Source organism: Pseudoxanthomonas winnipegensis (assembly GCF_030322905.1).
GTDB classification, from domain to species: domain Bacteria; phylum Pseudomonadota; class Gammaproteobacteria; order Xanthomonadales; family Xanthomonadaceae; genus Pseudoxanthomonas_A; species Pseudoxanthomonas_A winnipegensis.
Genome location: NZ_CP095475.1, coordinates 745,662 through 765,655 on the forward strand (window position 1 = coordinate 745,662; position 19,994 = coordinate 765,655).

Genomic DNA, 19,994 nt, shown 5'->3' on the forward strand with positions numbered 1-19,994 from the left:
AGGCGTGGAAATCTCACTGTGACGGCAAGTCGCTGGACCCCCGCGTTCCCGGGGATGACGGTGTAGGCATGGCGGCGACCTTGCATAGGCCTGCAGTCACGGAAATGCGTCGGTGTTCAGGGAAGAACCATGCGCGAACGACAACCCTGCGTTTATATGTTGGCGAGCGATCGCAACGGCACGCTTTATGTCGGCGTGACCAGCAATCTGCCCGCCCGGATCTGGCAACACCGGGAACATGTCGTGGAAGGTTTCACCGACCGTTATGCGGTGGTGCGCCTGGTCTGGTACGAACTTCACGAGACGATGGAATCCGCGATCCTGCGCGAGAAACGGCTCAAGAAATGGCGCCGTGCTTGGAAGGTCGATCTGATCGAGCAGGGCAATGCGTATTGGCGCGATCTTTGGTGCGAGATCGTGAAATGAATGTCGGAACCGCCACCGGTGTCCTTCCCATGGACGCGCCAGCCCAGGTCACTGCCCTTGCCGTCATTCCCGCGAACGCGGGAATCCAGCGACTTGGCTCTGCGTACCGCGGGGAGGTGCCAGTGCGGAAGGCACTGGATTCCCGCGTTCGCGGGAATGACGAGTTCTGGGATTCCGCGTGTGGCGACGGTGCGCATGCACCCCGGGCCTCCACGCGCCGAGTTCCCGCTCCCCAAGCCCGGCTGCCCTGATGCCCCTGTACCGCTACAAAGCGCTCAACGCGCGCGGCGAGGTGCTGGAGGCGCAGATGGAGGCGGCCAGCGAGGCCGAGGTGGTGGCGCGGCTGCAGGAGCAGGGCCATCTGCCGATGGAGGCGCGGCTGGCGTCCGAGGGCGGCGGGCTGGGCTCGTTCAAGCTGCTGCTGCAGCCCAATGCCTTCGGTGGGCAGCGGCTGGTGCTGTTCACCCAGCAGCTGGCGACCCTGCTGGGCGCCGGGCAGCCGCTGGACAGGGCGCTGACGATCCTGCTGGAGCTGCCGGACGAGGACAAGGCGCGCCACACCGTGGCCGACATCCGCGAGGCGGTGCGCGGCGGTGCGCCGCTGTCCACCGCGCTGGAGCGCCAGCACGGCACGTTCTCGCGCCTCTACATCAACATGGTGCGCGCCGGCGAGGCCGGCGGCACGCTGCACGACACGCTGCAGCGCCTGGCCGATTACCTGGAGCGCAGCCGCGCGCTCAAGGGCCGGGTGATCAACGCGCTGATCTATCCGGCCATCCTGATGGTGGTGGTCGGGCTGGCGATGCTGTTCCTGCTGGGCTATGTGGTGCCGCAGTTCTCGCAGATGTACGAGAGCCTGGACGTCACCCTGCCGTGGTTCACGCGCATCGTGCTGGCGGTGGGGCAGTTCGTCGCAGGCTGGTGGCTGGCCTTCATCGTGCTGCCGGCGCTGGCGCTGCTGTGGGTCGACCGCAAGCGGCGCGACACCGCCTTCCGCGATCGCTTCGATGGCTGGATCCTGCAGCGCAAGCTGATCGGCCCGCTGATCGCGCGGCTGGAAACCGCGCGCCTTGCGCGCACGCTGGGCACGCTGCTGCGCAACGGCGTACCGCTGCTGGGCGCGCTTGTCATCGCGCGCAACGTGCTGGGCAACCGCGCGCTGGCCGCCGATGTGGAAGGCGCCGCCGATGCGGTCAAGAACGGCCGCGCGCTGTCCACCGCGCTGGGCGCGGGCAAGCGCTTCCCGCGCCTGGCGCTGCAGATGATGCAGGTGGGCGAGGAGTCCGGCGCGCTGGACGCGATGCTGCTCAAGACCGCCGATACCTTCGAGGCACAGACGGCCCAGGCGCTGGACCGCATGCTGGCCGCGCTGGTGCCGGCGGTGACCCTGGTGCTGGCGGCGGTGGTGGGCGCGGTCATCATCGCCGTGCTGGTGCCGCTGTACGATCTGGCCGGTGCGATCAACTGACCCGCACACTGCTTTCCTCGACTTCGCAATACGGAATGGAAGACCTCTCATGCGCAACGCACGCTCCCTGACGCCTCCGCCCGCCCGCAGCGCCCAGGCCGGCTTCACCCTGATGGAAATCATCGTGGTGGTGATTCTGATCGGCGGCATCGTCGCCTTCGCCGCCAGCCGCATCCTGGGCAACGCCGACCGGGCCAAGGTCAATCTGGCCAGGGCGCAGGTGCAGACCGTGGCCGAGAAGGTGCAGCAGTTCGAGATGGACACCGGCCACCTGCCGGCCTCGCTGTCCGACCTGGTGGCCGCGCCGGCCGGCACCGCCGGCTGGCTGGGGCCTTACGCCAAGGAGAGCGAGCTGAAGGATCCCTGGAACCACCCCTACCAGTATTCGGTGCCGGGCCAGCAGGGCCCGTTCGACCTGGTCAGCCTGGGCAAGGATGGCCAGCCCGGCGGCGACAGCGTCAACGCCGATATCGCCTACTCGCCCTGAGCGGTCCATGCGCGGCCGCGCCCGCCCCGGCAAGGGCCGCGTCCGGCGCCGGCCGGCGGGCTTCACGCTGATCGAAGTGCTGGTGGTGATCGCGCTGATCGCCCTGATCGGCACGCTGACCGCCGTGGCCATGAGCGGCGGCCTGCAGGGCCTGCGCCTGCGCGGGGCGACGCGTGAGGTGGCCGCGCAGCTGCGCTTCACCCGCGCCCAGGCCATCGCCACCGGCCAGCCGCAGCGCTTCACCATCGACCCGGCCGCGCATCGCTACAGCGCACCCGGCAAGCGCGAAGGCCGCCTGCCCGAACAGCTGGGCGTGCGCTTCTACGGCGCGCGCCAGGCCGCCGCGCAGCCGGGGCAGGGCGCGATCGTGTTCTATCCCGACGGCGCCTCCACCGGCGGTCAGCTCGAACTGGTCGCAGGCCAGGCCACGCGCCGGCTCAGCGTGGCCTGGCTGACCGGCGAGGTGCGCGTGGATGGCCAGGTGGGAGGCGCGCCATGAGGCGCCAGCGCGGCTTCACGCTGATCGAGGTGGTGGTCGCCTTCGGCCTGCTGGCGCTGGCCTTGACCCTGCTGCTGGGCGCGCTGACCGGCGCCTCGCGGCAGATCCAGCGCGCCAACCTGGCCGGGCGCGCGGCGCTGCATGCGCAGAGCCTGCTGGCCCAGGTCGGCGCGGGCGCGCCGCTGCAGCCGGGCGAACAGGACGGCGCGCTGGACGATGGCCGCTATCACTGGCGCCTGGAGGTCGCGCCCTGGACCGATCCGGGCCGGCCCGCCGACGGTCTGATCGACCCGGCCGCCACGCGTCTGCTCGAAGTGCGCCTGACCGTGCGCTGGGGCGAGGGCGAAAACGAGGCGCTGCAATGGCGCAGCCTGCGCCTGGCCGCGGCGCAAGGCACGCCGGGCACATGAGGCGCAGGCTCCGCGCCCCGGTCGCGCCGCGCCGCGCCGCCGGCTTCACTCTGCTGGAGATCCTGCTGGCCACGCTGCTGCTGGCCGCTGGCCTGGCGGTGGGCTTCGCCACGCTGCGTGCGGCCACCGGCCTGGTCCATCGCGGCGAGGCCACCGCGGCGCGCAACGAGCGCATCCGCGCGGTGCAGGGCTTCCTGCGCAGCCACCTGGCCTCGGCCCAGGCCATCGCCTTCGCGCGCGATCCCGAGCGCGGCCTGGCCTACCGCTTCGCCGGCACCGGCACGCGCATGCGCTTCGTCGCCGACCTGCCCGACTATCTGGGGCGCGGTGGGCCATACCTGCACGACGTATCCGCCACCGAGGACGGCAGCCGGCTGCAGGTCGACCTGAAGATGGTCCAGGCCGGCCAGACCATCGACGAGCCGGGTACGCCGCGCCCGCCGGAGCTGCTGGCCGACCGGCTCAAGTCGGTGCGCTTCCGCTACCGCGGCCTGCTGCCGGACAACGGCGGGCTGGGCCCGTGGCAGGACGGCTGGACCCAGGTCGAGGCCCTGCCGGTGCAGGTGTCCATCGAGATCGTGCCGGCCGACGGACCGCGCTGGCCGGACATGGTCGTCACCCTGGCCCAGGGCAGCGGCAGCACCCATGAGGTGACGCCGTGAGCCGCGTCCGTCCGCCGCGTTCGCCCGCCGCCCAGCGCGGCGTGGCCCTGCTGCTGGTGGTGTGGCTGATCGCGCTGCTGACCGCGCTGATCGGGGCCTTCGCCCTCGCCGCGCGGGTGGAGGCGCTGCAGGGACGTGTCACCGCCGAGGGCAGCGTGGCCCGCGAAGTCGCCCGTGCCGGCCTGGAGTACGCCATGCAGCGCGTGGACGACCAGGACCCGCGCAGCCGCTGGATTCCGGATGGGCGGCCCTACCGCTGGCGCTACGCTGGCAGCCAGGTGCTGGTGCGCATCACCGACGAGAGCGGCAAGGTCGATCTCAACCAGGTCGACGCCCAGACCCTGGCCAGCGTGCTCGTCGCCACCGGCGTCGAGCAGGCCCGTGCCCAGCAGTTGGCCGGCGCGGTGGTGGACTGGCGCGACGCCGATTCGCTGCGCCAGCCGGTCGGCGGCGCCGAGGACGGGGACTACGCCGAGGCCGGCCTGCCCTACGGCGCCAAGGACGCGCCGTTCGAGACCGTGGCCGAGGTCGAGCAGGTGCTGGGCTGGACGCCCGAGGTCTATGCGCGGATCAAGCCCTACCTGACCCTCTATGGCCGCGCCCAGCCCGACCCGACCTATGCCCAGGGCCCGGTGCTGACCGCACTGGGGCTGGACCCGGGCCTGATCCAGCAGCAGCGCGAGGCGGCGCAGCAGGTGGGCGCGCCGCAGGTCGGGCGCGGCACCGGCACGTATAGTATCGAGAGTCGTGCACAGCTCCCCGATGGCCGCCAGGCGGTCCTGCGGGCGGTGCTGCGCACGGGCGGTGGCCCCACGCCAGGGGCCGTGTACACGACGCTGCGCTGGGAGGAAGGTTGGGAACCCCGATGACGACACCACGCGCAGCCGCCCCGGTGCTGCCGGCCCTGGGTCGCTCCGTCGGCGCCGCCAGCGGCTTTCTCACCTGGTGGCGCGATGCGCTGGCCAGCTGGCTGCCGCCGCGCTGGCGTCGCCTGTTCGGCCTGGCCGCCGAGCGCCTGCTGCTGGTCCCGCGCGATGGCCAGGCGCAGCTGCTGCGCGCCAGGCTGGACGGGTCGGAGGCGCTGGCCGAGCTGCCCCTGCCGCTGTCCTCGGCCGAACTGGATGCCGTGCTCCATCCGCGCGTGGCCGGGCTGCCGCGCTGGGGCCTGCTGCCGGCCGTGCGCGTGCTGCGCCGGCCGCTGCTGTTGCCGGCCGCGGCGGCCGAGCGGCTGCGCGAGGTGGTCGGGTTCGAGATCGACCGGCAGACCCCGTTCACCGCCGAATCGGTGTACTACGACGCGCGCATCGTCGCCCGCCGCGGCGACGGCCAGATCGAGGCCGAGCTGGTGGTGGTGCGCCGCCAGGCCGTGGACCGCGCGCTGGAGGAACTGGGCTCGGTCGCCACCGGCCTGGCCGGCCTGGACGTGGCCGACGAGGCCGGCCAGCCGCTGGGCGTGAACCTGCTGCCGCCGGCGCTGCGCGTGCGCCGGGCCAGCCCGGCGCGGCGCTGGAACCTGATCGCCGCGCTGGCCGCGGTGGTGTTCGTCGTCCTGGCCGGCTGGCAGGTGCTGGCCAACCGCCAGGCCGCCGCCGACGACTTCACCGCCCAGGTCGAACGCAGCGCCGCGCAGGCGCGCGGCGTGGCCGCCCAGCGCCGACAGCTGGTGGACCTGGTCGAAGGCGCCGGCTTCCTGCAGCGCCAGCGCGCCGCGCGGCCGACCACCATCGAGATCCTCGACGAGCTCACCCGCCGCCTGCCCAACAACACCTACCTGGAGAAGGTCTCCATCGAGGGCGACCGGTTGCTGCTGATCGGCCTGAGCTCGGAGGCCCCGGGCCTGGTCAAGCAGCTGGAAGGCTCGGCGCTGTGGACCTCGCCGGCGCTGACCGGCGCCCTGCAGCAGGACCGGCGCACGCGGCTGGACCGCTTCAGCATGACCGCCCAGCTGGCCGGCGCCACGCCGCCCGCCTCGGCCGCCAGGAGGCCCAATGCGCGCCAGGAGTGAACGCCAGGACCGCTGGCTGGCCCTGGGCCTGCTGCTGGCCGCGCTGGCGCTGGCCTATCTGGTGCTGGTGCATCCGTGGTGGACCGTGCCGATGCGCGCGCTCGATGCGCGCATCGACGCGGCGCGCGAGCGCGAGCTGCGCGTGCGCACCCAGCTGGCCCAGCGCCCGCTGGTCGCCCGCCAGCTCGCCGCCGCGCAGGCCGCGCTGGGCAACCGCCCCGGCTTCCTGGCCGAACCCACCGCCGAGCTGGCCACCGCCGCGCTGACCCAGCGCCTGGAGACGGTCGTGGCCCAGGCCAGCCCGGGCAACCGCAGCTGCGCGATCACCAACCGCTCGCCGGTCCCGCAGCAGGGCACCGAGCGCTTCACCCGGGTCACCGTGCAGGTCACCCTGCGCTGCGGCGTGGACCAGACCGCCGCGGTGCTGCACGCGCTGGAATCGGGCAGCCCGCGCCTGTTCGTGGACAACCTCAACATCCTGGCGCAGACCTTCAACCTGCGCGCGCCCGGCACGGAGGATCAGAACGCCGGGCTCAACGTCAGCTTCGACCTGTACGGCTACCTCAAGCCGGCCGCGCAAGCGGCGGCGCCCGTGGCGGGAGGTGTGCGTGCGCAGTGACACCCTGGGTGCGCGCACCTGGCTGCTGCTGGTGATCGCCGGCTGGGCGCTGCTGGCCTGGGTGCTGGCGCTGGCCGGCATGGGCCGGGCGATCGCGCCGCTGGCCGACGATCCGGCGCTGGTGCAGCGCCTGCCCGCGCTGCCGCCGCAGGCGCCCGAGCGCCTGGGGCCGGCCGACCAATACGCGGCCATCGGCCAGCGCCCGGTGTTCGCGCCGGACCGGCAGCCCCATCCCTTCTTCCTCGAGGGGCAGGGCGAGGCCGCCGCCAAGACCAGCTTCGACTACGTGCTGACCAGCGTGCTGATCACCCCGACGGTGCGGCTGGCGATCCTGCAGAAGCCCGGCGACGGCGGCCCGGCCTCGGCGGTGCGGGTCCGGGTGGGCGAGGCGCCGGCCGAGGCGCCGGCCTGGCACTTGACCGAGCTGGCGCCGCGGCAGGCGGTGTTCGACGGCCCCGAAGGCCAGCGCACGCTGGCCCTGCGCGTGTTCGACGGCCAGGGCGGGCAGCCGCCGACGGCGCTGTCCTCCGGCGGCCGGCCGCCGCCGGCCGGCATGCAGGCCGGACAGGCGCCGCGCAGCTCGCCGGTGCCGCCGCCGCCGACAGCGCCCGCGCAGGCGCAGGCGCAGAACCAGGCCCGCAACGCCGCCCAGGCCGGCGCCAGCGCCAATGCCGCGGCCGGCAGCCCGGCCCAGCAGGCGCCGGCCGAGGCGCCGGTCACCCCCGAACAGCAGATGCAGGCCATCCGCGAACGCATCGAAGCCCGCCGCCGCCAGCTGCGCGAGCAGGGCGCCGGCGCGCCGACCGGCAACTAGCGCCTTGCCCCTGTCCATCGCATCGAACGATCCATAGAGTGCAGACATGACGTCACGCTTCGTCCTCCCGCTCAGTCTCCTGCTCGGCCTGCTGGCCGGCTGCGCCACCGCGCCGGTGCCGAACGTGCAGCGCCAGGGCAACCTGGCCAATCCGGGCGCGACCGCGGGCGCGGCGCAGACCTCGCCCATGACCTCGCCCGAGGAGCCGCAGACCGGCCCGCAGGCGCAGATCCGGCGCGGCACCGGCCAAGTGATCAACCGCAGCGCCGCCGCAGCGCCGCCGCCGGCATTGCGCGGGGCCACCGGCGGCGGGGCGATGTTCAACTTCGAGGGCGAATCGCTGCAGGCGGTGGTCAAGGCGATCCTGGGCGACATGCTGGGCCAGAACTACGTCATCGCGCCCGGCGTGCAGGGCACGGTGACCCTGGCCACGCCGCGCGCGGTGTCGCCGGCGCAGGCGCTGTCGCTGCTGGAGCAGGTGCTGGGCTGGAACAACGCGCGCATGGTCTACAGCGACGGCCGCTACAACATCGTCCCGGCCGACCAGGCGCTGGCCGGCACCGTGGCGCCGCGCTCGGGCGATGCGGGCAACGCGCGCGGCTACGAGGTGCGCGTGGTGCCGCTGCGCTTCATCGCGGCCAACGAGATGAAGAAGATCCTGGAGCCGTATGCGCGGCCCAACGCGGTCATCGCCACCGACCCGACCCGCAACCTGATCACCCTGAGCGGCTCGCGCACCGAGCTGGAGAACTACCTGCGCACGGTGCAGATCTTCGACGTGGACTGGCTCTCGGGCATGTCGGTGGGCGTGTTCCCGCTGGAGACCGGCCAGGCGAGCAAGGTCGTGGCCGATCTGGAGAAGGTGTTCGGCGAGAACAGCAAGACGCCCAGCGCCGGCATGTTCCGCTTCATGCCGCTGGAGGGCGCCAATGCGGTGATGGTGATCACCCCGCAGGCAGCCTACCTGGATCAGATCCGCGACTGGCTCGAACGCATCGACAACGCCGGCGACACCCCGCGCCTGTTCTCCTACGAGCTCAAGTACATCAAGGCGCGCGATCTGGCCCAGCGCCTGGCCGAGGTCTTCGGCGGCGGCAGCGGGCGCGGCGGCGGTTCCACCAGCTCGCTGGCGCCGGGCGCGATCGGCACCTCGCTGACCTCCAGCGGCATGGACGGCAGCGGCAGCACGCTGCAGTTCGGCGGCAACCAGGACGGAAGCCGCAGCGACGATGGATCGAGCGGCCTGGGCAGCAGCTCGGGGCTGGGCGGTAGCAGCGGACGCAGCGGCTCGGGCTCGGGCGATGTGTCGCTCAATGCGCGCCAGGAAGGCAACGGCAACGTCACCTTGGAGGTGGAGGGCAGCAAGGTCGGCGTGGCCGCGGTGGAAGAGACCAACTCGCTGCTGGTGCGCGCCAATGGCAACGCCTGGCGTTCGATCAAGGACGTGATCGAGAAGCTGGACGTGATGCCGATGCAGGTGCATATCGAGGCGCAGGTGGCCGAGGTGGCGCTGACCGGCAAACTCGCCTACGGCGTCAACTGGTACTTCGAGCAGCAGGGCCAGCAGCCCGATCCCAGCGGTCTGGTGGGCGAGGGCGTCTGGGGCCGCAGCATCACCAGCGGCACCGGCCTGACCTGGACCTTCCTGGGCAACAACGCCGCCGCGGTGCTGAGCGCGCTGGATCAGGTCACCGACCTGCGCCTGCTGCAGACCCCTTCGGTGTTCGTGCGCAACAACGCCCAGGCCGAGCTGAAGGTGGGCGAGCAGATCCCGGTCAATTCCTATTCGGTCAACACCGGCCTGAACTCCCAGACCTACAGCCAGGTGCAGTACCTGGACACCGGCGTGATCCTCAAGGTCCGCCCGCGCGTGACCAAGGACGGCACGGTGTTCATGGAGATCGCGCAGGAGGTCAGCTCGCCCGGCGCCTCGCCCTCCAACTGCGACGCCAGCGTCAGCGCCTGCAACGTGCCGATCAACACCCGCTTCGTGAAGACCGAGGCGGCGGTGCAGAGCGGCCAGACCATCATGCTGGCCGGCCTGATCACCGACTCGGTGACCAACGGTTCGTCCGGCGTGCCTTATCTGAGCCGGCTGCCGGTGGTGGGAGCGCTGTTCGGGCAGAAGAAGCAGGACACCAACCGCAGCGAAGTCATCGTCCTGATCACCCCGACCATCGTGCGCAACCCGGCCGAAGCGCGGAACCTCACCGACGAATACAGCCAGAAGTTCCGCGCCATGGAACCGCTGCACCCGCCGAAGGGCAAGTGAGCCCGCACGACGCCGCACCCCTGCCGATCGTGCTGCTGCCGGTCGGCGTGGACGACCAGGCGCTGGACGCCTGCCTGGGCGCGCTCGAGGACGGCACACCGGCGGGCACGCAGGTCTGGCTGGCCGACAACGCCCAGGTGGGTCCGCGCGGGCTGGCGCTGATCGAGCGCTGGCTGGCGCGCACGCGCCTGAAGGCCGACTACACCCGCCGCCCGTACCCGCTCGGCGAGGTCGCGCACCTGGACGAAATGCTGCGCGCCTGCGCCGGGCTGGACGTGGTGGTGCTCTCGCCCGACGCCCAGCCGCTGCCGGGCTGGCTGAACCAGCTCGCCGCCTGCCTGGCAGGCGACGCCTCCATCGCCACCGCCACGCCGTGGTGCAACGCCGGCGAGGCGGCCGCCTGGCCGCGCGTGGGCGAGATCGCCCCGCCGCCGGTCGACCCGCAGCGCACCGCGCGCGCCTGCGCCGCGCTACCGGCGACCTATCCGGAGCTGCCGGCCGCAGTCAGCCATGCGGTGGCCCTGCGCGGCCGTGCCCGCGCGCGCGCCGGCGGGCTGGACCTGGACAGCTATCGCAGCTGGTATGCCGCCCTGATCGACCTGTCGCTACGCCTGTCCGGGCTGGGCTGGCGCAACGTGCTGTGCGAGACGGCCTTCGTCGCGCGCGGCGGCGAGGGCGGCCCGGACGAGGGCGACATGGACGCGCTGGCCGGGCGCTGGCCCGACTGGAATCCGCGCGTGGCCCGCTTCCTGATGGACGATCCGCTGCGCGCCTTGCGCGAGCGCCTGGAGGCCTGCTACGCGCAGGCGGGATCCACGGAACAACGTGAACTCTTCGGCTGACGCCGGCGGCATCGCCGCCATCGTGGTGACCCACCGCAGCGCCTCGACCATCGAGGCCTGCCTGACGCGGCTGCGCGCGGCGCGCGATGTCGTGCAGATCCGCGTGGCCGACAACGCCTCCGACGACGGCACGCTGGAGATCGTCCAGCGCCACGCCGCGCGCGATCCGCGCGTGCACTTCATCGGCAACCCCGACAACCCCGGCTTCTCGGTCGGCTGCAATCAGGGCGCGCGCGATTCGGACGCGCCCTGGCTGGCCTTCGTCAATCCCGATCTGATGGTCGAGGCCGAAACGCTGGTGCGCCTGCGCGCCCATGCGCAGGTGCTGGGCAATGCGCTGCTCGGCGCCGACCTGGTCGGCGAGGACGGCGTGCGCGACGCCGCCGCGCGCCGGCGCGACCCGGACTTCGCGCAGATGCTGCGCAGTCCCGCGCGTGGCGCGCAGCTGGGGGTGCCGATGGACGCCGCGCAGGCGGTGCAGCCGGTGCAGGCCATCTCCGGCGCGCTGATGCTGATGCCGCGCACGCTGTTCGATGCGCTGGGCGGCCTGGACGAGGGCTATCGCCTGCATGCCGAGGACCTGGACCTGTGCCGGCGCGCGCGCGAGGCCGGCGCCACGGTGGCGGTGGCCAACGATGTGCAGGTGCTGCACGTGCGCGGCGTGTCCAGCCGCTCGCGGCCGCTGTTCGTCGAGTGGCACAAGCATCGCGGGCTGTGGCGCTATTTTCGCCGCTTCGAGGCCCCGCGGCGCTCGTGGCCGGTGCGGGTGGGCGTTTGGACCGCGATCTGGGCGCACTTCGCCCTGGCCCTGGGCCTGCGGCTGGTGCGGACGGCCTGACGCGACGCGCATAATCGCCGCATGATCATCCAATCGCTGCTCGACACCGACCTGTACAAGTTCACGATGATGCAGGCGGTGCTGCATCAGCACCCTGCCGCGCAGGTGCAATACCGCTTCAAGTGCCGCACGCCGGGCATCGACCTGGCCGCGCACCTGGACCGCATCTCCGAGGAGATCGACGCGCTGTGCGCGCTGCGATTCACCGCGGACGAGCTGGACTACCTGCGCGGGCTGCGCTTCGTCAAGCCGGATTTCGTCGACTTCCTCGGCCTGTTCCACTTCGATCGCAAGTACATCACCCTGCGCGCCTCGGACCAGGTGCCCGGCGAGATCGCGCTGGAGATCGAGGGGCCGTGGCTGCACACGATCCTGTTCGAGGTGCCGCTGCTGGCGATCATCAACGAGGTGTACTTCGACGCGCTGGGGCAGGGCGATCTGGTCGAAGGCGAGCGCCGGCTGCAGGGCAAGCTGGCGCGCCTGCGCGCCATCCCCGACGCGGCCGGCTGCGCCATCGCCGACTACGGCACGCGCCGGCGCTATTCGCGCGCCTGGCACGCACGCCTGCTGCCGCAGCTGCGCGACGGGCTGGGCGAGCAGTTCGTCGGTACCAGCAACGTTCACTTCGCCCACCGGTACGGCATGACGCCGCTGGGCACGATGGCGCACGAGTGGCTGCAGGCCTTCCAGGCGCTGGGCCCGCGTCTGCGCGATTCGCAGGCCGCCGCGCTGGAGGCCTGGGCGCGCGAGTATCGCGGCGACCTCGGCATCGCGCTGAGCGACGTGGTCGGCACCGATGCGTTCCTGCGCGATTACGACATGTACTTCTGCAAGCTCTTCGACGGCATGCGCCACGACTCGGGCGATCCGCTGCGCTGGGGCGAGCGGATGCTGGCGCACTTGGCCGCCAATCGCGCCGATCCGCGCGCCAAGACGCTGGTGTTCAGCGACGGCCTGGACGTGGAGCGGGTGGCCGAGCTGTACGCGCACTTCAAGGGGCGCTGCCGCCTGGCCTTCGGCATCGGCACCAACCTGACCAACGATCTGGGCCCCAAGGCGCTGAACATCGTCATCAAGATGACCCGCTGCAACGGCCAGCCGGTGGCCAAGCTGTCCGACTCGCCCGGCAAGAGCATGTGCGACGACCCGGGCTATGTGCGCTATCTGCGGCAGGTCTTCGGGCTGCCGCCCGAGCAGGATCTGTGACCTGCGGCAAGCTTTCGATCACCGACAACTTGGCGGACTTGACACCTATTTTGGCGTAATTTTCACTCTGTCTTGACGCCGCAGCCGACGGCGATCATCCGCCGCTTCGGGCGGATCAGGGGTGGCGCCGGGGTGCTCGACATGACGCTTGTACGCGCGGCTGCCACGCTGTGGCTGCTGCTCCTTCTGGCTGGCTGCGGCGGCGGGGGCGGCGGCGGGTCGTCTTCGGCCTCGTCCTCGCCCTCCACGCCGGTCACCACCCCGACCACGCCCAGCGACAAGCCGACCACCGATGCGGAGGCGGCGCGCTTTCTGACCCAGGCCAGCTTCGGCCCGACCAAGGCCGACATCGCCCGCGTGCGCCAGATCGGGTACGGCGCCTGGATCGATGAGCAGATCGACGCGTCCAAGACCGCGCCGACGCTGATGGAGCCGCACATCCTGTCCATCCCGGTGGCCAGCCTGAGCTACGCCGAGCGGCGCAACTACTGGCTGTGGCAGGCGGTGACCGCCAAGGACCAGCTGCGCCTGCGCATGGGCTTCGCGCTCAGCGAGATCTTCGTGGTCTCCGACCGCGACTACAACACGGCCAACTTCGGCCGCATCGCCAACTACCAGGACATGCTGGACAGCAATGCGTTCGGCACCTATCGCGACCTGCTGGAGAAGGTCACCCTGCACCCGGCGATGGGCACCTACCTCAGCCACATCCGCAACCGCAAGGCGGTCAGCTACAAGAACGGCCAGGGACTGACGGTCACCATCGTCCCCGACGAGAACTATGCGCGCGAGGTGATGCAGCTGTTCTCCATCGGCCTGGTCCAGCGCAACGCCGACTTCACCGTCAGGACCGATGCCTCGGGCAACACCATCCCCACCTACGACCAGGCGGTGGTGAGTGCGATGGCGCGGGTGTTCACCGGCTGGTCGATCAATGGCGCGACCAAGGACACCTTCTACAAGGGCCTGCCGGACAACGACGCCAAGCCGATGACCTGCGTGCCGGACTACCACGACGACCAGCCCAAGACCATCTTCAACGGCATCGTCATCGCCGAAGGCAACGACTGCACCAAGACGCTGGCCAAGGCGCTCGACGCGCTGGCCAGCCATGCCAACACGGCGCCCTTCATCAGCCGCCAGCTGATCCAGCGCTTCGTCACCAGCAATCCCAGCCCGGCCTACGTGGGCCGCGTGACCAAGGTGTGGGCCAGCTCCAACGGGGATCTGGGCAAGGTGATCAAGGCGATCCTGATGGACACCGAGGCGCGCACCGCGCCGGCCGCCACCGACACCAGCTACGGCAAGCTGCGCGAGCCGCTGATCCAGCTGACCACGCTGTGGCGCGCCTTCGACGCCAAGTACGTGCCGCGCGACGACGGCCAGTACGCGTTCTCCTTCGGCGCGTCCTACGACTTCAGCGTGTCGCTGGGCCAGGACTCGCTGCGCTCGCCGTCGGTGTTCAACTTCTTCTCGCCCGACGCGCGCCTGCAGGCCGCCGATGGCGTCGATGGCCTCTATGCGCCGGAGTTCGACCTGCTCAACGACTCCAGCTTCGTGAGCACCTTCAACGAGGTGTGCAACGCCGCCTGCGGCAATCTGAAGACGGCTGCGCCGACCGCGCGGACCAACGCGCCGGTGCTCGACGCCACCAGCCTGCAGGCGCTGGCCGATGCCGGCAACCACGCCGGCATGGTCGATGAGATTTCCGCGCTGCTGTTCGCCGGCAACCTGTCCGCCGACACCCGCGCCACGATGATCGACATGCTCAACAAGCTGCAGACCGAGAAGCGCAGCAGCGCCGAACGGGTGCAGTCCCTGGTCCAGCTGGCGCTGGCCTCCCCCGATTTCGTGATCCAGCGATAGGAGCCGCACGAACATGTCTCGACAGGTCAATCAGGACCGCCGGACCTTCCTGCGCTCGCTGCAGCTGATGCTGGCCGGCGGCGCCGTCGCCGCGACCCTGCCGCAGTTCGAACTGGTCGGCCGCGCGCTGGCGCAGAGTTCCACCGCGGTGGGCACCGGCAACTACCGCGCGTTGGTGTGCATCTTCCTGTTCGGCGGCAACGACTCGTTCAACATGCTCATCCCGCATGTGCAGACCGAGTACGACGTCTATCTCAAGAGCCGCGGCGGCGTGTACGACGCGGCCGCCAACAGCCAGGGCCTGGGCATCGCCCGCGACGCGCTGCTCAAGGTCACCGACACGGCGGGCAAGGCCTGGGGCCTGCACCCGGCCTGCGCCGGCATGAAGACCCTGTTCGACAACCGCGAGCTGGCGTTCATGGCCAACGTCGGCACGCTGGTGCAGCCGACCACCAAGGCCGAGTACACCGCCAAGGCCAAGCGCCTGCCCTACAACCTGTTCTCGCACAACGACCAGCAGGCGCTGTGGATGCGCGGCGAGTCGGAGCTGCGCAGTTCCAACGTTGGCTGGGGCGGCACCCTGGGCGAGCGCATCAAGGGCGCCAACAGCGGCGGCTTCACCGCGCTGCCGCCGACCATCTCGCTGGCCGGCAACAACCTGTTCCAGACCGGCACCTCGATCTCGCCCTATGTGATGTCCACCGGCGGTCCGGCGGCGCTGCGCAACTTCGAGAACGTCAACTCCACGCCCGACCGCATCCGCCGCGAGGCGTTGGCCGCGCTGGTCAAGCATCGCTACACGCCGCTGATGCAGGACCAGTACGCGCTGCAGGGCGAGAGCGCGATGTTGATCGGCAGCACGATGCGCACCGCGCTGGATGCGAACAACGGCGGCGACATCGCCACCGTGTTCCCGTCCGGCAATGGGCTGGCCTCGCAGCTGCGCATGATCGCCCGCTCGATCAAGGCCAGCCGGACCAGCGCGCTGGGGCAGAACCGGCAGATCTACTTCGCCAGCATGGGCGGCTTCGATACCCACGACGGGCAGATGGTCGCCAATGGCCAGCCGCGGCTGTTGGGGCAGGTCTCCGATGCGCTGTTCGCCTTCCGCAACGCGCTGGTGGAAATCGGCGCGCTCAACGACGTGGTCAGCTTCACCAACAGCGACTTCGCCCGCACGCTCAACAGCAACGGCAATGGCACCGACCACGCCTGGGGCGGCGTGCAGCTGATGATGGGCGGCCCGCAGTCCTCCGGCGGTCCGCTGGCCGGCGGCCGCGTATTCGGCAGCTATCCGATCCTGGAGTTGAACGGCGACCAGGCGGTCGATCGCGGTCGCATGATCCCGACCACCTCCACCAACCAGTTCGGCGCCACCTTCGCCCAGTGGATGGGCGTGGGCGCCTCGGACCTGGCGGCGATCTTCCCCGGCCTGGGCAACTTCGCCAGCCCGACGCTGGGCTTCCTGGCCTGACCCGGCGCCACGCGCCAGGTGCGGGCCGGCCGGGCCGGGCTTAAGCTCGGGGCTTCCGAAGTCGCAGGAGTCGTCCCGATGATCCGCAACATCGTCCGCATGGGAGCCCCCGTGCTGCTGGCCCGGGCCGAGCCGGTCGAGCACTTCGCCACCGGCGAGCTGCGCGACCTGGTCGATGACATGTTCCAGACCATGGACGAGGCCGGCGGCGTGGGCCTGGCCGCGCCGCAGGTGGCGGTGAGCAAGCGCGTGATCGTGTACGGCTTCGAGCACAACGCGCGCTACCCCGACGCGCCCTCGGTGCCGCGCACGGCGCTGTTCAATCCGCTCATTGAGCCGCTTACCGACGAGCTGGAGGACGGCTGGGAGGGTTGCCTGTCCATTCCCGGCCTGCGCGCGGTGATTCCGCGCTATCGGCGGATCCGGGTCAGCGGCTGGAGCGCCGGCGGCCAGCGCGTGGAGCAGGTCGCCGAAGGCTTCCATGCACGCGTGATCCAGCACGAGGTCGACCACCTGGACGGCATTCTGTATCCGTCGCGGATCAAGGATTTCTCCACGTTCGGGTTCACCGACGTGCTGTTCCCGGAGATCGGCGAGGGCAAGTGAGCCGGCGCACGCCGCATGCGGCAAGGCGCGGCATTAACGCCACGCTGCTAGCCTGCGGGATCTGTCCACGGATCTTGCGAAGGTAGGTCATGAAGACGACATCCCGTTCCCTGAAGGCCGCGCTGATGCTGGGCGCGCTGGCCTTGGCCGGCGCTGTGCAGGCGCAGGATTTCAAGCAGTTGCTCAAGCAGCACACCGGCCAGGCGGCGCCGGCCGGCGGCGAGGCGGCCGGTGGCCTGGGGGCGCTGGGCGGGCTGTCGCTGCCGGCGATCGGTGGCAACACCGCCGGCAATGCCGCGGGCGTGCTGCAGTATTGCGTGCAGCGCAAGTACCTCAGCGCCGATGCGGTCAGTGGCGTCAAGGACAAGCTGCTGTCCAAGTACGGCCTGGGCGGCGCGCAGAAGCCCGAGCAGTCGCCGGACTACCAGCGCGGCCTGATGGGCGTTCTCAAGGGCGAAGGCGGGCAGTCGTTCAACCTGGACGCGGTCTCGGGCAAGCTCAAGGACAAGGCCTGCGACTACGTGCTGAACAACGCCACCAAGCTGATCTGAAGGTGGGAGCCGCCCTTGTGGCCTTTTCGGCCAATGGCGGCGATGGGACATTACCGGGAAGAGCCTCTCGCCGCCGGCGACTCCCGTAGAGCGGAGCTTGCTCCGCTGCGTTTCGGCCGGATCACAGGGAAGCCCCAGCGGAGCAAGCTCCGCTCTACAGGGAGAGATGGTCGCTCCCATCCAAAACAAAGGCCGCCCGCGGAGGCTCTGCGGGCGGCCTTTGCTTTGGATGGTTGCAACGCTCGGTTTAGAACGCCGGCGCCCCGAGTGAGGGCGCCGGGAATCTCCGTCACGGCAGGGAGTAAGCCACCAGCGCGTCGCTGATCGGGGTTTCCATGAAGTGGTGACCGCCGGCCATCTGCACCACGTACTGCTTGCCGTTGACCGTGTAGGTCATCGGCGTGGCCTGGCCGCCGCCGGGCAGCACCGAGGTCCACAGCACCTTGCCGGTCTTCAGGTCGATGGCGCGCAGCAGGTTGTCGGTGGCCGCCGCGACGAACACCAGTCCACCGGCGGTGATCGCCGGGCCGCCGTTGTTGGGCGTGCCGATCTGGATCGGCAGGCCGGTCGGCAGGCCGAGCGGGCCGTTGGCGCGGGCCGTGCCCAGCGGCTGCTGCCAGATCACCTTCTGATCGTGCAGGTTGATCGCGGTGATCATGCCGTAGGGCGGCTCGTTGCACAGGGTCTTCAGGCCCGGGACCATGAAGGCCGACACCGAGATCGCATACGGTGTGTCCTCCATCGCGCCGGGGCCTTCGGCGCCGCCCTTGCCGGGCGTGTAGCGCGGATCGTCGATCGAGTACAGGTCCTGCGCGTCGGCCTGCTTGCGCGGGATGTAGTGCTCGTACATCGGGGTGACGTTCCAGTTGGCCACCAGGATGCCGCGGGCCGGGTCGTAGGCCACGCTGCCCCAGTCGCTGCCGCCGTTGTAGCCGGGGAAGACGATCCACGGCTGCTTGAGCTGCGGCGCGGTGAACTCGCCGGTGTAATGCGCCTGGCGGAACTTGACCCGGCAATACAGCTGGTCGAACGGCGTCATGCCCCACATGGTCGATTCCTTCAGGTCCGGCATACCCAGACGCGGCATCCCGGTCGACCACGGCTGGGTGCTGGCGCGGCTCTCGCCGGGCACGGTCACCTTGGTGTCGGCCGGGCGCTCCTCGACCGGCAGCAGCGGCTTGCCGTTGCGGCGGTCGACCACGAACAGCTGGCCGCGCTTGGTCGGAATGATCATCGCCGGCACCGGCGTGCCGCTGTGGTCGGGGAAGTCCAGCAGCGTGGGCTGCGAGCCGATGTCGTAGTCCCAGGTGTCCTTGTGCACGGTCTGGAACACCCACTTCTGCTCGCCGGTGGTCGCATCCAGCGCCACGATCGAGGACGCCACCGCGTTCTCCGCCGGCGTGCGCAGCTGGTCGTAGTAGTCGGCGGCCGAGTTGCCGGTGGGGACGTAGATCAGGTTGAGCGCGTTGTCGCCGGCCATCGGGCCCCAGGAGTTTGGCGTGCCGCGGCTGTATTCCTGGCCCGGGCCGGGCTCCTGATGCCACACCGTGCCGGGATGGTTGACGTCCCAGGCCCACTTGAACGCGCCGGTCTCGGCGTCATAGCCGCGGATCACGCCCGAGGGCGCCCAGCGGCGCTGGTTGTCCAGCACCTGGTGGTTGAGCGAGATGGTGCCGTTGACCACCACCGGCGGCGAGGTCACCGCCAGCTGGCCCGGCACCGACTTGCCCATCCCGGTCAGCAGGTTGACCTTGCCCTCGCTGCCGAACTGCGCGCAGGGCTGGCCGCTTGCGGCGTCCAGTTCGATCAGGCGCATGTCCAGCGTGGCCACGATGATGCGCGCATGGCAGCTCTGGCCCTCCGGCACCGCGTTGGAGACGAAGTAGGTCACGCCGCGGCAGGCGGCGGTGTAGGGCACGTTCTCGTACTTGACCCCGGAGACGAACTTCCAGATCTCCTTGCCGGTGGCCGGGTCGAGCTTGGACACGTTGTTGGTCGCCGAGCACACGTACAGCCCGTCGCCGATCATCAGCGGCGTGTTCTGCGCGCCCCACTTGTTGGTCTTGCCCGGGGGCGGCAGATCGCCGGTGTGATAGGTCCAGGCGACCTTGAGCTTGCCCACGTTCTCCGGGGTGATCTGCGCGGCCGGCGAATAGCGGGTGGCGTCGGTGTCGCGGCCGTAAGCGGCCCATTCGCTGTCGGCCTGCGCGGCGCGGGCCTTGGCGTTGTCGCCGGCGGCCAGCGGGGCCTGCGGCGCGTCATCGCCGTGTTCGACGTATTGGGTGCGGAAGACCAGCGCGAAGGCGATCGCCGCGAACACGATGCAGCCCGCCGCCGCCAGATAACCGTGCTTGCGCAGCCGGCCGGCCGACAGGCGCGGCACCATCAGCGCGACGAAGAAGCCCAGCAGGGTGATGTAGCCCATGCGCGGCACCCAGCCCCACAGGCGGGTGGCCGATTCGACCAGGGTCATCACCAGCGCGAGCAGAAACACCACGCCGTAGAGCTTGGCGCCCCACAGCCGGCCGGCGAACAGCAGCACGCCGCTGATCAGCATCAGCACGCCGTTGACCAGGTAGTACCAGGTGCCGCCCAGCGACAGCAGATAGGCCCCGGCCACGGCCAGGATCAGGCCGGAGACGGCGACGATGACAGCGACGATCTTCTGCCAGAGAGGGAGCCCGGGACGGGGCGCGGCAGTGTTCATGCACAACTCCAGATCATGGCCAGGGCCATGGTGTTTCACTCGCTGACGCCTGTCCCGAAGCGGATCGAAGGGGAGTCAGGCTGCGTCGCCGGCGAGCTGCATCTGCGGTCTTCCGTCGCACGCAGCGACGCACGGAACGCAGGACCACACGCCTTGGCGTGCGGCGCGATTCTAGGAAGGGCGCATGCGAGCGGGCCGTGAATTTTTCGACAGTTGCGACGCGGAGTTCCACTTGCATGCAT

Annotated in this window: 19 protein-coding genes; 18 read left to right on the forward strand and 1 reads right to left on the reverse strand. The window is 70.7% G+C overall.

The annotated features are described in order from the left end of the window. Nucleotides 1-129: 129 nt before the first annotated feature. From MWN52_RS03130 to MWN52_RS03215, 18 genes are all read left to right on the forward strand, one after another. On the forward strand, nt 130-426 hold the full coding sequence (locus MWN52_RS03130) for a GIY-YIG nuclease family protein (RefSeq protein ID WP_286576579.1): 297 nt from the start codon (nt 130-132) through the stop codon (nt 424-426). A 250-nt stretch (nt 427-676) separates the two neighbouring features. Continuing rightward, complete coding sequence (gene xpsF / locus MWN52_RS03135; RefSeq protein WP_286576580.1) at nt 677-1,894, forward strand: type II secretion system protein XpsF; 1,218 nt, start codon at nt 677-679, stop codon at nt 1,892-1,894. A 49-nt stretch (nt 1,895-1,943) separates the two neighbouring features. After that, complete coding sequence (gspG, locus tag MWN52_RS03140) at nt 1,944-2,381, forward strand: type II secretion system major pseudopilin GspG (protein WP_286576581.1); 438 nt, start codon at nt 1,944-1,946, stop codon at nt 2,379-2,381. 7 nt (nt 2,382-2,388) lie between these two features. Then, complete coding sequence (gene xpsH, locus MWN52_RS03145; protein WP_165424293.1) at nt 2,389-2,880, forward strand: type II secretion system protein XpsH; 492 nt, start codon at nt 2,389-2,391, stop codon at nt 2,878-2,880. Then, nucleotides 2,877-3,290 (forward strand): type II secretion system protein XpsI, encoded by a 414-nt coding sequence (gene xpsI / locus MWN52_RS03150; RefSeq protein ID WP_131658477.1) that lies wholly within the window; start codon nt 2,877-2,879, stop codon nt 3,288-3,290. The genes xpsH and xpsI overlap by 4 nt, the downstream gene beginning before the upstream one ends. Further along, nucleotides 3,287-3,952, forward strand: coding sequence for a general secretion pathway protein GspJ (locus MWN52_RS03155; RefSeq protein ID WP_286576582.1), 666 nt, complete (start codon nt 3,287-3,289; stop codon nt 3,950-3,952). Before xpsI ends, MWN52_RS03155 begins: the two co-directional genes overlap by 4 nt. Further along, the gene (locus MWN52_RS03160) at nt 3,949-4,821 is read left to right on the forward strand and encodes a type II secretion system minor pseudopilin (RefSeq protein ID WP_130515362.1); all 873 of its coding nucleotides are present in this window, start codon (nt 3,949-3,951) and stop codon (nt 4,819-4,821) included. Before MWN52_RS03155 ends, MWN52_RS03160 begins: the two co-directional genes overlap by 4 nt. Then, nucleotides 4,818-5,957: a PilN domain-containing protein gene (locus MWN52_RS03165; RefSeq protein WP_286576585.1), complete on the forward strand. Its 1,140-nt coding sequence runs from the start codon at nt 4,818-4,820 to the stop codon at nt 5,955-5,957. The genes MWN52_RS03160 and MWN52_RS03165 overlap by 4 nt, the downstream gene beginning before the upstream one ends. After that, entirely contained in the window at nt 5,941-6,576 is a 636-nt protein-coding gene (gene gspM, locus MWN52_RS03170) for a type II secretion system protein GspM (RefSeq protein ID WP_130533933.1), read from the forward strand. The genes MWN52_RS03165 and gspM overlap by 17 nt, the downstream gene beginning before the upstream one ends. Next, the gene (locus MWN52_RS03175) at nt 6,566-7,390 is read left to right on the forward strand and encodes a general secretion pathway protein GspN (protein WP_286576587.1); all 825 of its coding nucleotides are present in this window, start codon (nt 6,566-6,568) and stop codon (nt 7,388-7,390) included. The genes gspM and MWN52_RS03175 overlap by 11 nt, the downstream gene beginning before the upstream one ends. A gap of 46 nt (nt 7,391-7,436) precedes the next feature. Then, nucleotides 7,437-9,662 (forward strand): type II secretion system secretin GspD, encoded by a 2,226-nt coding sequence (gene gspD, locus MWN52_RS03180; protein ID WP_286576588.1) that lies wholly within the window; start codon nt 7,437-7,439, stop codon nt 9,660-9,662. Further along, nucleotides 9,659-10,504, forward strand: coding sequence for a glycosyltransferase family 2 protein (locus tag MWN52_RS03185; protein ID WP_130523144.1), 846 nt, complete (start codon nt 9,659-9,661; stop codon nt 10,502-10,504). Before gspD ends, MWN52_RS03185 begins: the two co-directional genes overlap by 4 nt. Then, nucleotides 10,488-11,342, forward strand: a complete 855-nt coding sequence (locus MWN52_RS03190) for a glycosyltransferase family 2 protein (protein ID WP_286576590.1) — start codon at nt 10,488-10,490, stop codon at nt 11,340-11,342. Before MWN52_RS03185 ends, MWN52_RS03190 begins: the two co-directional genes overlap by 17 nt. Nucleotides 11,343-11,363: 21 nt before the next feature. Then, entirely contained in the window at nt 11,364-12,548 is a 1,185-nt protein-coding gene (gene pncB / locus MWN52_RS03195; protein WP_286576592.1) for a nicotinate phosphoribosyltransferase, read from the forward strand. A 141-nt stretch (nt 12,549-12,689) separates the two neighbouring features. Next, the gene (locus MWN52_RS03200) at nt 12,690-14,414 is read left to right on the forward strand and encodes a DUF1800 domain-containing protein (RefSeq protein WP_286576593.1); all 1,725 of its coding nucleotides are present in this window, start codon (nt 12,690-12,692) and stop codon (nt 14,412-14,414) included. A gap of 13 nt (nt 14,415-14,427) precedes the next feature. After that, nucleotides 14,428-15,888, forward strand: a complete 1,461-nt coding sequence (locus MWN52_RS03205; RefSeq protein ID WP_286576594.1) for a DUF1501 domain-containing protein — start codon at nt 14,428-14,430, stop codon at nt 15,886-15,888. Between the two features lie 78 nt (nt 15,889-15,966). Then, nucleotides 15,967-16,494, forward strand: coding sequence for a peptide deformylase (gene def, locus MWN52_RS03210; protein ID WP_130515414.1), 528 nt, complete (start codon nt 15,967-15,969; stop codon nt 16,492-16,494). A gap of 89 nt (nt 16,495-16,583) precedes the next feature. Next, complete coding sequence (locus MWN52_RS03215) at nt 16,584-17,045, forward strand: DUF2501 domain-containing protein (RefSeq protein ID WP_286576595.1); 462 nt, start codon at nt 16,584-16,586, stop codon at nt 17,043-17,045. A gap of 289 nt (nt 17,046-17,334) precedes the next feature. Here MWN52_RS03215 and MWN52_RS03220 read toward each other — a convergent pair whose 3' ends face one another. Next, nucleotides 17,335-19,752 carry a membrane-bound PQQ-dependent dehydrogenase, glucose/quinate/shikimate family gene (locus MWN52_RS03220; protein WP_286576596.1) on the reverse strand — a complete coding sequence of 806 codons (2,418 nt, stop codon included), beginning with the start codon at nt 19,750-19,752 and terminating at the stop codon, nt 17,335-17,337. Nucleotides 19,753-19,994: the final 242 nt, after the last annotated feature.

Bases quoted from the DNA above. Each gene is read 5' to 3' on its own strand.
- pncB (WP_286576592.1), top strand. From the start codon at position 11,364: ATGATCATCCAATCGCTGCTCGACACCGACCTGTACAAGTTCACGATG.
- MWN52_RS03220 (WP_286576596.1), bottom strand. From the start codon at position 19,752: ATGAACACTGCCGCGCCCCGTCCCGGGCTCCCTCTCTGGCAGAAGATC.
- MWN52_RS03215 (WP_286576595.1), top strand. From the start codon at position 16,584: ATGAAGACGACATCCCGTTCCCTGAAGGCCGCGCTGATGCTGGGCGCG.
- MWN52_RS03130 (WP_286576579.1), top strand. From the start codon at position 130: ATGCGCGAACGACAACCCTGCGTTTATATGTTGGCGAGCGATCGCAAC.
- gspM (WP_130533933.1), top strand. From the start codon at position 5,941: ATGCGCGCCAGGAGTGAACGCCAGGACCGCTGGCTGGCCCTGGGCCTG.
- xpsH (WP_165424293.1), top strand. From the start codon at position 2,389: ATGCGCGGCCGCGCCCGCCCCGGCAAGGGCCGCGTCCGGCGCCGGCCG.
- xpsI (WP_131658477.1), top strand. From the start codon at position 2,877: ATGAGGCGCCAGCGCGGCTTCACGCTGATCGAGGTGGTGGTCGCCTTC.
- MWN52_RS03200 (WP_286576593.1), top strand. From the start codon at position 12,690: ATGACGCTTGTACGCGCGGCTGCCACGCTGTGGCTGCTGCTCCTTCTG.
- gspG (WP_286576581.1), top strand. From the start codon at position 1,944: ATGCGCAACGCACGCTCCCTGACGCCTCCGCCCGCCCGCAGCGCCCAG.
- def (WP_130515414.1), top strand. From the start codon at position 15,967: ATGATCCGCAACATCGTCCGCATGGGAGCCCCCGTGCTGCTGGCCCGG.
- gspD (WP_286576588.1), top strand. From the start codon at position 7,437: ATGACGTCACGCTTCGTCCTCCCGCTCAGTCTCCTGCTCGGCCTGCTG.
- MWN52_RS03165 (WP_286576585.1), top strand. From the start codon at position 4,818: ATGACGACACCACGCGCAGCCGCCCCGGTGCTGCCGGCCCTGGGTCGC.
- xpsF (WP_286576580.1), top strand. From the start codon at position 677: ATGCCCCTGTACCGCTACAAAGCGCTCAACGCGCGCGGCGAGGTGCTG.
- MWN52_RS03155 (WP_286576582.1), top strand. From the start codon at position 3,287: ATGAGGCGCAGGCTCCGCGCCCCGGTCGCGCCGCGCCGCGCCGCCGGC.
- MWN52_RS03205 (WP_286576594.1), top strand. From the start codon at position 14,428: ATGTCTCGACAGGTCAATCAGGACCGCCGGACCTTCCTGCGCTCGCTG.